Annotated in this window: 11 protein-coding genes; 4 read left to right on the plus strand and 7 right to left on the minus strand. The window is 60.8% G+C overall.

Annotated features, from left to right (window positions below):
• Nucleotide 1: 1 nt before the first annotated feature.
• The 3 genes from ABIT12_RS09185 to ABIT12_RS09195 all read right to left on the minus strand — a co-directional run bounded on the left by ABIT12_RS09185 (nucleotide 2) and on the right by ABIT12_RS09195 (nucleotide 3252).
• Entirely contained in the window at nucleotides 2-1024 is a 1023-nt protein-coding gene (locus ABIT12_RS09185) for an ABC transporter permease (protein ID WP_348043540.1), read from the minus strand.
• Nucleotides 1025-1260: 236 nt separating this feature from the next.
• Nucleotides 1261-2292, minus strand: coding sequence for a sugar ABC transporter substrate-binding protein (locus tag ABIT12_RS09190; RefSeq protein WP_348043542.1), 1032 nt, complete (start codon nucleotides 2290-2292; stop codon nucleotides 1261-1263).
• A 33-nt stretch (nucleotides 2293-2325) separates the two neighbouring features.
• Nucleotides 2326-3252, minus strand: coding sequence for an SMP-30/gluconolactonase/LRE family protein (locus ABIT12_RS09195; RefSeq protein ID WP_348043544.1), 927 nt, complete (start codon nucleotides 3250-3252; stop codon nucleotides 2326-2328).
• Between the two features lie 188 nt (nucleotides 3253-3440).
• Between ABIT12_RS09195 and ABIT12_RS09200 the strand changes: the two genes are divergently transcribed.
• Both ABIT12_RS09200 and ABIT12_RS09205 read left to right on the plus strand, forming a co-directional pair.
• Entirely contained in the window at nucleotides 3441-4691 is a 1251-nt protein-coding gene (locus ABIT12_RS09200) for an ATP-binding protein (RefSeq protein WP_348043546.1), read from the plus strand.
• Nucleotides 4688-5410: a response regulator transcription factor gene (locus tag ABIT12_RS09205; RefSeq protein WP_348043548.1), complete on the plus strand. Its 723-nt coding sequence runs from the start codon at nucleotides 4688-4690 to the stop codon at nucleotides 5408-5410. Before ABIT12_RS09200 ends, ABIT12_RS09205 begins: the two co-directional genes overlap by 4 nt.
• A gap of 27 nt (nucleotides 5411-5437) precedes the next feature.
• On the opposite strand, the gene ABIT12_RS09210 is transcribed toward ABIT12_RS09205, so the two are convergent.
• Nucleotides 5438-8623, minus strand: coding sequence for a glycoside hydrolase family 38 C-terminal domain-containing protein (locus tag ABIT12_RS09210; RefSeq protein WP_348043550.1), 3186 nt, complete (start codon nucleotides 8621-8623; stop codon nucleotides 5438-5440).
• A 134-nt stretch (nucleotides 8624-8757) separates the two neighbouring features.
• Between ABIT12_RS09210 and ABIT12_RS09215 the strand changes: the two genes are divergently transcribed.
• Nucleotides 8758-9804, plus strand: coding sequence for a LacI family transcriptional regulator (locus ABIT12_RS09215; RefSeq protein WP_348043552.1), 1047 nt, complete (start codon nucleotides 8758-8760; stop codon nucleotides 9802-9804).
• On the opposite strand, the gene ABIT12_RS09220 is transcribed toward ABIT12_RS09215, so the two are convergent.
• Nucleotides 9805-10851, minus strand: coding sequence for a LacI family transcriptional regulator (locus tag ABIT12_RS09220; RefSeq protein ID WP_348043554.1), 1047 nt, complete (start codon nucleotides 10849-10851; stop codon nucleotides 9805-9807). It abuts the gene before it with no gap.
• Between the two features lie 525 nt (nucleotides 10852-11376).
• Between ABIT12_RS09220 and ABIT12_RS09225 the strand changes: the two genes are divergently transcribed.
• Nucleotides 11377-11598, plus strand: a complete 222-nt coding sequence (locus ABIT12_RS09225) for a hypothetical protein (protein WP_348043556.1) — start codon at nucleotides 11377-11379, stop codon at nucleotides 11596-11598.
• Between the two features lie 69 nt (nucleotides 11599-11667).
• On the opposite strand, the gene ABIT12_RS09230 is transcribed toward ABIT12_RS09225, so the two are convergent.
• A complete protein-coding gene (locus ABIT12_RS09230; protein ID WP_348043558.1) occupies nucleotides 11668-12384 on the minus strand; it encodes a DNA helicase in 717 nt (238 codons plus the stop codon).
• A gap of 174 nt (nucleotides 12385-12558) precedes the next feature.
• Nucleotides 12559-13066, minus strand: a 508-nt coding sequence (locus tag ABIT12_RS09235; RefSeq protein WP_348043560.1) for a Crp/Fnr family transcriptional regulator, incomplete at its 5' end; no start/stop codon positions are given.

Genomic DNA, 13066 nt, shown 5'->3' on the forward strand with positions numbered 1-13066 from the left:
CTCAATGCCCCGCCGCCAGATTGGCTTTGAGCCTGCGCTGCTGGCGCAACACCAGCAGGCGATCATAACTCACTGCCGCCAGCAGGATCACCCCCGTCAAGATTTGCTGCACGAATTGCGATACGCCCAGCAGCGTCAGCCCGAGCAGGACAATGCCCAGCAGGAACGCGCCGAGCGCTGGTCCGAACACCGAGCCGGTGCCACCCTGCAGGCTGACACCGCCGATGACCACCGCCGCGATGGCTGACAATTCCATGCCGGTGCCCAGCGCCTCGGTCGATGTGGTCAACCGCGCCACCAGCAGCAGCGCCGCCATGGCGGCACAGAATCCCGAGATGGAATAAGCGGCGATAATCACCCGATTGGTCTTGATCCCGGCCAGCCGCGCCGCTTCGAAATTGCCGCCCACCGTATAGATGTCGCGACCAAACCGAGTCTTGAGCAGGATGAACTGGAACACCGCCAATACCGCCAGCATGACAAAGAAGGACAGCGGAAACCACGGCATGGCAATGGCGTGGCTCAGGCCGGTCATGCCGCCGATATCGAAGTAGTTTTCCAGCCCGGTGATCCACTTGTCGGTGATCGGGGTGGTCGACAGGCCCGGCACCAGCTGGCGCCCGGAAATCGAATAGACCAGCCCGCGATAGGCGGCCAGCGTCGCCAGTGTGGCGATAAAGGGCTGCAGCCGCAGCGACACGATCAGCGCGCCGTTCAGCGCTCCGGCCAGCGTGCCCACGATCAGGACCAGCGGCAGCACCGCAAAACCTGGCACATGGAACATCAGCGACAGATCGAACGTCACCATGCCAACCACGGCGACAATGGCGCCAACCGACAGATCAATCCCACGCACCAGAATCGGAAAGGCCTGCCCAATGGCCAGGATCGCCACGAAGGAAAATCCTGACATCAGGTTTTCCATATTGCTGGCCGTGGCAAAACGCGGCGCAAACAGGCTGAACAGCCCGGTCGTCGCCGCAAAAAACAGCAATAGTGCAAAAATAGCGGGGCGGGCCTTCATGTATTTCTTCTCGGACCTGTCTTCACGAATACCTCAGTCGTCATCCCTCTCTCCTTGCGGAATCAGGGTGAGGGGTTGGCGCCGCGAACACGAAGTAGCCAAGATACCCCCATCCGCCCTTCGGGCACCTTCTCCCGCAAGGGGAGAAGGAAGACCAGAGCGACCGAAACCTCTCCCAACAAGTAAAAAAGGCCGTGGCATGGGTATGCCACGGCCCAGTGAGCCTCGGGAGAGACTTACCAGCGTTGGGCAGGCTGGATCTGCCCAACATTTTCCTTGGTGGCGATGACGTATGGCATCAGCAGGTGACCCTGCTGGCCGAACGCGGTGGCCGGCACCATGCCGGTCGCCAGCACAGTTGCGGCAGCAGCGGCAAGACGGCCCTGCTGATAAACGTCGGTATACTGGGTGCCGGTCAACTCGCCCGCTTCGATCGATTCCAGCGCTCCGGTTTCCCCGTCATTGCCGAAAATGAACAACTTGCCGATCAGGCCTTTTTCCTTGGCCACGTCGACCGCACCCAGCGCCATCGAATCGTTGACGCCATAGACACCGCCCAGGGTCGGGTTGGCGGCAAGGATGGTGTTGAGCACGTCCTGGGCCTTTTTGCGGTCCCAATCGGCAACCTGATCGGCAACGATCTTGATGTCCGGGTGGTGCATCTTCATACCATCGACAAAACCATTGGTGCGCTGGTCTCGGATGATGATGCCCGGAGGGGCATTGAGAATCGCCACATCGCCCTTGCCGCCCATGGCGTCGCCCAGTGCCTTGGCGATGTCCATGGCGCCGAAATAGTGGTTCATCTCCACATGGGCCGCATGGGCCTCGGTCGCATCGATATTGAGCGTGATCACGGCAATGCCGGCGCGCTTGGCCTTGGCGATCGATGGTGCCAGCGCCACCGAGTCGATCGGCTGCAGGAAGATCACCGCAGCGCCCTGGTTGATCAGGGTTTCGATCAGGCTGACCTGCACTTCGACCTTGTTCTGCCCGTCGAGCAGTTCATAGTCGATGATCTGCTGGGTCTTGAGCACTTCCTCGATACCCTTGGACCAGGCGGCCGGCACGGTGTGTGGCTGCCACTGGATAAAGCTCATCTTGATCCGGCCATCGGCGGCGCGGGCCTGCGCCATGCCCAGGCCCCGATTGGCGTCGAGATGGCCGAACATGCCGGTCGCGGCGGCGCCGACGGCGGCCGAACCCAGCACCATGGTCTTCAGGAAGTCGCGGCGCTGGCCGATATCGATATCATTGTCCTTGGTCATAATGTTCCCTCCCTATGGGATGCTTCTGCTTGGCTACGTCAAAGGCCCCCGAGGGCGTTGTGCCCCGCGGACGGCGGTATAAACGGCGTAAAGAGAAGTCGTCGCGGCGATGAACAGCCGGTTGTTCTTGGGTCCGCCAAACGTCAGGTTGGCGACCGTCTCGGGCACATGGATGATACCGAGCGGGGTCCCGTCGGGGGCAAAGATTTCCACGCCCCGTTCCGAACTGACCCAGAGATTGCCGAATTCGTCGAGCCGGAACCCGTCCGGCACGCCCTCCTCGATTTCGACAATCTTTTGGCCCGTCCCAACGCCCCCTCCAGGCGTCACCGGAAAGGCCAGAACATGATGATCGCCCTGCGCATCGTGTGAGCGCGCGCTGTCGGCGACATATAAAATGCGCTCGTTGAGCGAGAAGGCCAGCCCGTTGGGCTTGCGCATCGTGGTGATCCTGGCCTCGACCGCGCCACTCTGCGGATCGATGCGATAGACAAAGCAGCCCGCCTGCTCAGGGCTGGCGCGCCTGCCTTCGTAGTCGCTCATGATGCCGTAATTGGGGTCGGTGAACCACACCGCACCGTCGCTGCTGACCACCACGTCATTGGGGGAATTGAGCGCCTTGTCCTCATGCTGGGACGCCAGCACGGTGCGGCTGCCATCGTGCTCGAAGCGCACCACTGACCGGCTCAGATGCTCGCAGGTGATGCGGCGGCCCTCGCGGTCCAGCGTGTTGCCATTGCAGTTATTGGCATCGTGCGAATAGACCCGCGCACCCAGCCCCGGCACATATTGCATAACGCGATTATTGGGAATGTCGGACCACAACAAATGGTCGCCCGCGGCGAAATACACCGGCCCTTCTGCCCACAGCATGCCGGTATGCAGCCGCTCAAGCTGTGCATTGGGCTGCACAAGCTGACGCAGGCGCTCATCGAGCACGGTGAAATACGCGGTTCCCATGAGCCCTCCCCGAGCCCCCTGCTGGCCTTTGGCTCTTGCAGGTGGCGTCAGGTTTTCACTTGCATGCCAAAGGCAAAACGGTCCAACGCGAACAAAATTTGCGGGTTCCCGCAAATCCGCTCCGGTTTCCACGCTGTTTCGTGCCAGGATTGCTGGCGTAGTTCCTCGTGAGCAACAGGCGGCCGGTGATGCCAAGAACCGTTCAAACCATCGACATGACGCAAATTCTGTCGATTCTGCGCGCCATCGCCGGTCAGCTCGATTTCCGCGGAGTGGTCAGCGCCGCCTCGGCTGAAATCAGTGCGCTGCTGCCCCATGACCATCTCGATGTGGCGATCATGGATAGCAAGCGCACCATGGTTTCGGCCTATGAGACGGGCCTGCATACCGAATGGGACGCCTCCACTACGGCCACCAAGCCAGTCAAGGTCAGCCCCATCCGCCCGCTGTTCCTGGGCAAGGTCGACTACATTCTGACCGACGACGCCCAGAACGATCCGCGCTTTCATTTCGAAGGCGCCTTTTCCAAGCCGATCTTTGCCGCCGGCCTGCGCAGCCGCCTGCATGTGCCGCTCAAGGTCGAGCGCCGGGTCATCGGGGCGCTGAGCTTTTCCACGCAGGAAATCGGCACCTACCGGCTCGAAGATGTGGAAACCGCCCGCATCGTTGCCGATATACTGTCGTCCTATTTTTTCGCACTGCAACAGTCCGAACTGGTCCGCCAGAGCGAATTGCAGCAGGTGCAGGCCGAAGCACGGGCCGAAGGTCTGCGCATCGGTGCGCTGCATCTGACGGAGGAGCTGGAAAACGCCCGTCAGGCGCTGGGCATGGATCTGCATGATCAGACCCTGGCCGATCTGTCGCGGATTGCGCGCGGGCTGGAACGCGCCGTCGGCAAGCCATCGCTGCGTGGCGCCGAATTGCAGCCCCTGCACGACGATATCGAACATTGCCTGCGCGAACTGCGCGTCATCATCGACAATGCCAAGCCCTCGGTGCTGCAGTTCTTTGGCTTCGGCCAAGCCGTCGAAGCCCTGCTCGAACGCAGCGTTTCGTCGTCGGCGGGCCTCACCTATTGCCTGCAGGACGATGGCGATACAGGCCTTGATGAACTGCCTCCCAATACCGTGGTCAGCCTTTATCGCATCGTGCAGGAAGCCATCAACAACAGCGTCCGCCATGCCCGCGCCACCCACATTGCCGTCAGCCTCAACCGGCATCGCGGCGCCGCCCGCATTGTCATCGCCGATGACGGCATTGGCCTGGGCACCGCCCCCGGTCGCCGCACCGGAGGCCTGAGCAATATCCGCACCCGCGCCTCGCTGATCGAAGCCGACCTCACGGTCGCCTCTGGCAGCGACGGCAAGGGTACACGCCTGGAAATTCTGTTGCCGGCCTGCACGCCGGCAGCTCAACCCGTGAAAGCCAGCCTGCCATGAGCACTTTCCTGATCGTCGAGGACGACGCGCTGCATCGCAATTTCCTGCGCGAGGTCATCACCCTGTCCGATCTCGAATGCACCAATCTGCTCGAGGCCGACGATGGTGAAGCGGCCATCCGCATGGTGGCCGAACACGACCCCAAGGGCGTGATCATGGATTTGCAGATGCCGCGCAAAACCGGGGTCCAGGCGGCCAAGGCGATCTGGGCCGATAATCCGACCATGCCCATCGTGTTCTGGTCCAATTATGCCGACGAAGCCTATGTGCGCGGCATCACCAAGATCGTCCCGGCCAACGCGACCTATGGCTACCTGCTCAAAACCTCATCCAAAGAGCGCCTGCGCCGCTCTATTCAGTGCGTGTTTTTGGAAGGACAAAACATCATCGACCGCGAAGTGCGTGGGGTGCAGCAGCGCGGCCACTCTCGCTCGGAAAGCCTTTCCGAGGCCGAATATGAAGTGCTGCTCGATATCGCCATCGGTCTGACCGATCAGGCCATTGCCGACCGCCGGCGCATTTCGCTGCGCTCGGTACAGGGCCGCCTGCAACAACTCTACGCCAAGCTCGGCCTGATGGAACTACCCACCCTGCCCAGCGGCACCGCCGAATACAACAGCCGCACCCGCGCCATTGCGCTGGCGCTGACGGCACGGGTGATCAACGGCAAATCCATCGAAATGGCCGAACTGGATTATCGCCGCGCCAGTGAGGCTTAGTGCCGCGAGGGCGTGCGCGGATGTTCCCTATGCGAACTCCACCAGCAGCGTGGTGATCTCAAACGGCCGCAGGCTCAGGCTGACGCCGTTGTCGTGTAGCGGCAATGCCTCTCCCGGATGCTCTTCCATGAGGTTGACCACCCGCACCGACTTCACCGGAATGCCGAAGCTGAGCCTGGCCTTTGCCCTGGTGTTGGCGTGTTCGAAGATACGCACGACGACGGCGTTTGAGGCCTCGGCTTTCTTGATGGTCTCGACGGTGACATTGGCGGCGTCGACGCGGGCATAGGAGAGGGATTTGCCCTCAGAGGTCGCGGTGTTAACCGGCCTGGTGTCGCCAACAACCGCGACAGGGTTGTTGAACCGCTCGGCAGTGCGATGCACCTGGGCGATGTCCGCAACACCCTCGTGGATGAACAACCCATAGCGCAGGCGATGCTCCCCGAGGTCGGCTTCGGGGTGCGGGAAGGTCGAACCGCGCACCAGCGTCAGGCGGACCAGTTGCTCGACGGCGTCATAGCCATATTTGCAGTCATTGATCAGCGCCACGCCGAAATCGGCTTCCGACAGATCCACCCAGCGATGCATCGAGGCCTCAAACCGCGCCTTGTCCCAAGACGTGTTGCGATGGGTGGGGCGACGCACATGGCCGAACTGGATTTCCGAACGGATTTCAGAAGTATTGAGATCAAACGGGAAGCAGGCTTTCAGGACAGTCTGGCGCTCCTGCCAGTCAATGAAGGTGTCGAATTCCAGCTGGCGGCTGTCGGCTTCCAGCGCGATGATCTGGACGATTTTGGATTTCCGGTAGCGGCGTTCGATGCGGATCGCGGCCCGATGCGGGCCGGTCTCGACCACCGAGATGCTGGCCTTGGTATCGGCGAGTGGCCAGAACTGCTCTTCGAAGTAGCGATCGATATCCCAGGCGTCCCACTCCATCGGCTTGTCTTCAAAGGCAATCAGCCGATTGGCGGTCTCGCCCGTGGCGATCAGCTCACGACCGGAGGCCTTGTCGATGATCGAGACAATCTCGCCCGCAGTGTCGAAGCGGACTGCGACCAGCGCGTTTTCCAGATGCTTGGCGGAAACCGACAGCGTGTTGGCCACCGCCTTGCTGCCGACAACGATCTGGGTGCTGGCCCAGCCTAATGAGGGCAGACCAGTGATGCGGGCGCCAAAGCTGGTGGAGCCATCGGCGCGGCTCAGCCGCTGCAGCGGCTGGCCGGAGACGCTGGCATCCTTGAGTGCGGCGTCACTGCCAAAGCTGATCAGTGCGGTGCGTTCCTGGCTGGTAAAGTTGAACAGCTTGATCTCGCTCGCCGCAGTCTCGGCGATGGCGTTTGCCGCCCCATGCCACGGACCATTGGCCGAGTTCAACGTGGAAAACAGCTGGCCATATTCATTGTCGCTGTCGACATAGACTTCCGGGATCGAGGTGCCGGGCAGGATGTCGTGGAACTGGTTGATCAGCACCACTTCCCAGAACGCCTTGAGGTCCGCCGAGGGGTAAGCTGCACCCGTCGTGGCCAGCGCCATGGCGCCCAAAAACTCGGTCTCGCGCAGCCGCCGTTCGGCCAACCGGTTGTTGGCCTTGTTCTTGGCGACGCTGGTGAGCGTGCCACGATGATACTGCAGGTAAAGCTCGCCATTCCAGGTCGGGAACTTCCTGGCATTGGCATCCATGCGTTTGCCGAGGCGATCAAGATACGGGACGATGCCTTCGAGCTTTACTTTTGGCGCGCCGGGAATACCGCGTTCCATGCGGATACCACGCTCGATCATGCCGCGGGTCGGGCCACCGCCGCCGTCGCCATAGCCGTAGCTCATCACCACTTCACTGTTGACCGCCTTGGGCTCATAGCGCTTCCACGCCCCCATGGTTTCACTCACCGAGAGATCGCCATTGTAGGTGGTATAGACCGCTTCGCTTTCATAGCGCTGGGCCGTAATCAGCTGCGCCTTGGTGACGGTGCCATCGATGCCGCGCCAGAAGAAGGTGTCATAGGGATGCCTGTCGGTATCGTTCCAGCTCAGTTTTGAGGTGACAAAGTATTCCAGCCCGGACTTGGCCATGATCTGGGGCAGGTTGGCCGAATAGCCGAAGGTATCGGGCAGCCACACGGTTTTGGGATCGACGCCGAACTCGGCCAGATGAAACTGCCGACCACGCATGATCTGGCGCACCAGCGACTCGCCCGAGACGATGTTGACGTCGGGCTCCACCCACATGGCGCCTTCGATCTCGAACTGGCCGGTTTTGACCCGCTCCAGCATCCGCTCCCAGATTTCTGGATAGTCCTGCTTCAAAAAGTCGAACAGCACCGACTGGTTATACATGAACACGAATTCTGGATATTCCTCCATCAGCTTGAGCACGGTGGCAAAGCTGCGGCCGGTCTTGTCGCGCGTGTGTGCCACGCGCCAAAGCCAGCCAACATCGAGATGGGTGGAGCCCACTGCGGTGATCTGCGGCTGCACTTCAGTATCGACCAGGGCATAAATTTTGGCGGCAATGGCTTCGGCGGCACCCAGGCTCTCCGCAAACGCTTCGGTATGCCCATCGCGGCGATCGAGCGCCCGCACCGCTTCATCGACCAGGTTCAAAATCGCCTGCCGGCGTGGATCGTTCTGATACAGCCTTATCGCCACTTCCAGCGGGGTCTGCAGGTCGTAATAGAGCTTTTCGGCGCGCTCGTTGCGCACGAAGTATTCTGCGGTAAACCCGACGAGTGGCCGATCAAAAAAGGTAAAGGCATTGACATGCAGCACGGCCTTGGTGCCTGCGGCCGCGCCGCGCGCCACCACCAGCTCGGTGTGATTGCCGTCCAGCGCCTGGGCGATCTTGCCATCGAGATAGGCGAGGCACTGTGGATCGGTCGATCCGGGACGCTCCTGCCACTGGCTGGTGAAATGCAGGATCAATGTCTGCCCCGCAGCCGCCTCCGGTACTGTGACTTCAGCGGCAAACCAGGTGTTGCCCTGCTTTTTGCTCCACACGCTGCGCGCACCAAATTCGCTCCACGAACGCCAGTCCGAGGCCAGAGCCTGCTCCGCCTTCATCTCATCGGCGTTCACATGCCATTGAAATGGCGCGCTCACCGGCGTCAGGATCTTGGCCCCTAGGTCCGCCACCAGACGCAGCAGCTTGCCTTCCATCTTGAGGTCGTCGTCCAGCAGGCCCAGCTTGGTCGATTGAGGGTTCAGGTAGGTCACGTTTCACACTCCGATGGCCGGCTCGCACGGCACTTTGCGCGGACCCAATCACATTTTTTGCAACGTTGCAATTGTGGAATGTTTGCATCTGCCCGGCAGCTGTGTAGAAGCTTTATCGATGGGCAGGAGCCATGATGGCCAAAGACAACAACAGCGATGCTACAGGTGGCGCGGCAGCTGGATCGCGGGCGACGCTCAAGACCATCGCCCAGTTGACCGGGCTCAGCCTTTCCACCGTGTCACTCTCTCTGCGCGGTGGCGCCACGCTCAAGCAGGAGACCAATCGGCGGGTCGCCGAGGCGGCCCAAAAGCTCGGCTATGTCCCCGATCGAGCCGGCGTTCGCCTGCGCACCGGCAAGACCAACGTCATTGCCTTGGTGCTCGATGGCGCCGAGGAATCCATCGATTTTGCCCGCCATATGATCCAGGGCATCGGCCATGCCCTGCATGGCTCGCGCTACCATCTGACCGTCACCCCCGAATTCAAGGGCAATGCCTCGGTCGAAACCATCCGCTACATTCTGGAAAATCGCACGGCCGACGGCGTCATCATCACCCACACCATGCTCAAGGATGAGCGGGTGCAGATGCTGATCGATGCTGGCTTCCCCTTCGTCACCCATGGCCGCACGGCCTCGCCAACCCCGCACGCCTTTCACGATTTTCATGCCGAAGCCTTTGTCGCGCTAGCGGTGGAGCGGCTGGCCGCCCTGGGGCGCCGCGATATCGCCCTGGTGATTGGGGATGACACCACCACCAATCACCACAATATCGTCACTGCCTTTGCCCAATCCACGGCGCGGCTGGGCGTGCGCGGCTCGGAACTGCATAGCGTCGCGGGGAAGGGCGCGGCGGCAATTCGCGCTCTTGGCCTACATATGGCCACCGCGGCGGAAGCGGATCGGCCGACCGGCATTATCTGCAACAGTGAAATGCGCACCATCGCTTTGGTCGGCGGCCTGCAGGATGGCGGGCTGCGGCTGGGGAGCGATATCGATCTGGTTTACAAGCAGACCTCCGATATTCTGCCGACGCTGTTCCCGCGCCTTGATAGTATCAGCGAGGATGTCTTTGCCGCTGGGGTCGAGCTGACCCGCCTGCTGCTTGCCCGCATCGGCGGCGCTGCGCCGGAAACCCTGCAGACCCTGAGCGAACCGGTCGCCAACTGGCGCTCGTCCTGATCAGGAAAACGTCATATTGGGCACGTCAAGGAACTGCAGGTCTTCGGGCTTTTCGCCGTTGATCCGGCGCAATAGCAGCCGGCCCAACCGCTCGCCATGGTCGACGAAATCCTCAAACACCGTTTCAGCGCCAGGCCGGAACTGGGTGAACAGCGGCGAGGACTGCTTGCACACCATGAACCCGGTATGGTTCATCACCAGCCCGCTATCGGTGAGCCCGGCAATCACTGCGAGCGCCGAAACCTCGCTGCAGCACACGAAACCCTCGGGCGCATCGGGCCTGCGGCGGCGCTTGATCACATATTCGCGGATCGCCTCGGCCGGGCTGTCCAGATTGACGTCGGTGGCAATCTCCGAGGCGATGCCGGCCTCCGCTGCGCCCCGCGTGAATCCTTCGCGCAGATGCTGGGAATAGGTCAACGAACTGTCCGGCAGGACGATGGAGACTTTGCGGCAGCCGCGCTTGGCCAGCCGCATCACAGCGCCATGGGCAAAGGTCTCATTGTCAAAATCCACCCACGGATGGGCCTCCGGCCACAGCGTGCGGCCATGAGTGATGAAGGGAAAATCATTATCGAGCAGGAACCGCACCCGGTCATCGAACGGCTCGGCCTTGGAAAAGATCACGCCATCGGCCATGCGGTTGCGCACGATGTGCCGGATCGGCTCGATCGGCTCGACTTTGCGGAAGTGCGGCATCACCACCAGATGAAAGGAGGTGTCGCGCATCGAGGCGGTCAGGCCCGAAACCAGTGATGAGCCGAAGCCGAAAATCTCTTCATCCGGTGCCAGCACCAGCGAGATCACATTGGTCCGGCCGGTCTTGAGGCGCAGCGCCGCACGGTCCGGCAGATAGCCGATTTCAGCAGCAATCTTTTGCACCCGGTCGCGGGTCTCCTGCGACAGTTCGGGCGCATTGTTGAGCGCCCGCGAAATCGTGGTCACGGCAAATCCGGTCATCAGCGCAATCGTCTTGAGCGTCGGCTTGCCCGATGGCTTGACGCCGCGTTTCAGGCGAGGTGGCGGACGAACGTCATTTTCGGCCACTGCTCAGTTCTCCAGCACATTCGATGCCACTTGCATCGTTTCAACCAGGGGACACCATCAGATTATCGCGCCAAATTCAACACGCCCTTCGACCTAAGGACCTGGCCGACCTCGCCAAAAATATGATAAGATTTATCACCTTTTCTGATTTGTCCCTAAAGTCGAGCAGAGAATTTCAATTTTTGCGACACCTATAGCGAAGGTCGCACTGGTAATCGCCGCGCGGCTCACTTATCTTGCCGTCATGCGTTGAACTAGGTTCGGCGCTGCCCGTTCAACCCGCAGGAGAGGACCGAAGATGACTTTGTCGAATTGCTTCACTATCCGAACCGGGTGCATGGACGTACACGTAGTTGACCAGCTTATTGCCAAACGTTGGCAAGGGAATTGTCGCTCGAAACGAATGTGACCTGTCGTCACGCATTTGTCTCACAAGCTCGATAAATACCCCCGCACCGCTCAGGCGCTCACGATTGGCAATCGGCCCGTGATCTCCAAAGCCGGCGCGCAAGTGGAGTCTCCACCATGCAGGAACGCAGTGTCGATCGGACCAAGGTCCAGAAGCCCATCGTTATAGAAGTTGCTGGCGAACCGCTGGGCGTTGTGGTCGCCCATGCCGAAGGCTACCGGTTTCTTGCCGTCAAGTTGCCGGCCTTTGCTATCGATGGACAGACGTATGACAGCGTGGAAAATGCTCGCATTGCCGCATCAGAAGTGATGCGCCTGCGTGGCCTCGACGCCGCCTGACACGATTATCGGAATTGGAACGCAATTGGATCGCACGCCGGACTTGGCCTGCGATCCGTTTATGCATTGCTAATGTGCTGTCTGGAACCGGATTTCGCCCTGATGCAGGAAGCAGGTTCTGTTGAACAGCGTCAGATCCAGCGGATTGGGCAGGCGCACGTCGTCCAGATCGGGAATGGCCTTCACTGTCGGATCGTATGAGCGATCGACCTGGGCGATGAACACCATCATCAACCTGTTTGCATTGGCAAACGCCTTCAAAGCCCGGATCTGTAGGCCGATCGACTGATGTTCGCGCCTTTGATCGAGCAATTGCAGATAATCGACGACAATCAGAGCGCTGGGAGCGACGTCCTGCATTTTTTCGATGATGTAGTCGGCGCAAATCGCGTCTGAGCAATCAAAACTCAACCGTCCGTCGAACTGCGCCGGATCGCAACCGATAGCCTGCAAGCGGACAAGCACATCTTTGTCGGTATATTCCAGCGTAAAGAACGCGCCGGTTTTGCCGGACGACCTCGCTGCTTCGGCAGCAAGCTCGAGCGCCAGCAGCGTCTTGCCTTGTCGGGGCCGCGCTGCGACCAGCACCAGATCGCCTGGCTGCATGGTTTGATAAAGCTTTGCCGCCGGTGTTGTCGCTTCATGCCGGGCCGCCAGCAGGCTCCATTGAGTATAGCCCTGCTCTGCAGCGACACGATCCAGCGCTTGATTGAGCGGTATGGAATGCTCGCGGGCCATGCGTCTGGCATGGCGTTTGAGCTGATAGATGGGCGCAGAAAGGTGCATCCAAACCTCCTATGCGAGCGGTATCAGCAATCCCTCCTTGTGCTGGGCTCGAACACTGGGGTTCGGTAAACGGTCAGCCCCGTATGAGGTGTACTTTCCCGGCGGAGGGGGGAGGCACGGGCGATGCCAGAATCAAACTCTGGCCGATTTGCCCGGCGCTGGCAATCTGTGTGGCTACGACGGCATCCCCATGATGCGCTGATATTCGTTTTCGGCCATGCCATAGGCGCCATCGCCCAAAACGATCAGGCCTTCGCGGTCACGAATGATGATTTCGCCGCGATTGGAGCGAACCAGCCCTTTGCCTTCCAGCATATGCAGCGCATCGGTGACGCCCGAGCGTCGCACGCCCAGCATCGCCGACAGGAATTCATGGGTCAGATCGATCCGGTCGCTGTCGATCCGGTCCTGACACATCACCAGCCAGCGCGCCAAACGCTCTTCGAGCTTGGAGCGGCCGTTCGCCAGGGCCGTTGCGGCGATCTGGATCGAAAAGGCCCGCGTGTAGCGATTGAACAGGATGTTCATCGAAATCGACTGCGACAATGCCGTGCGCAGCGTCTTGATATCGAGGCTCAGGCCCTGGCCCTTGATCTGCACGAAGGTCTGGAACGTCGCGTGCTCGTCAAACTGCACCACGCCCGACCCGCTCATGCCGTCGCGACCGACAATACCTACCTCG

Source organism: Devosia sp., assembly GCF_039927955.1.
In the GTDB taxonomy this organism is placed as follows: domain Bacteria; phylum Pseudomonadota; class Alphaproteobacteria; order Rhizobiales; family Devosiaceae; genus Devosia.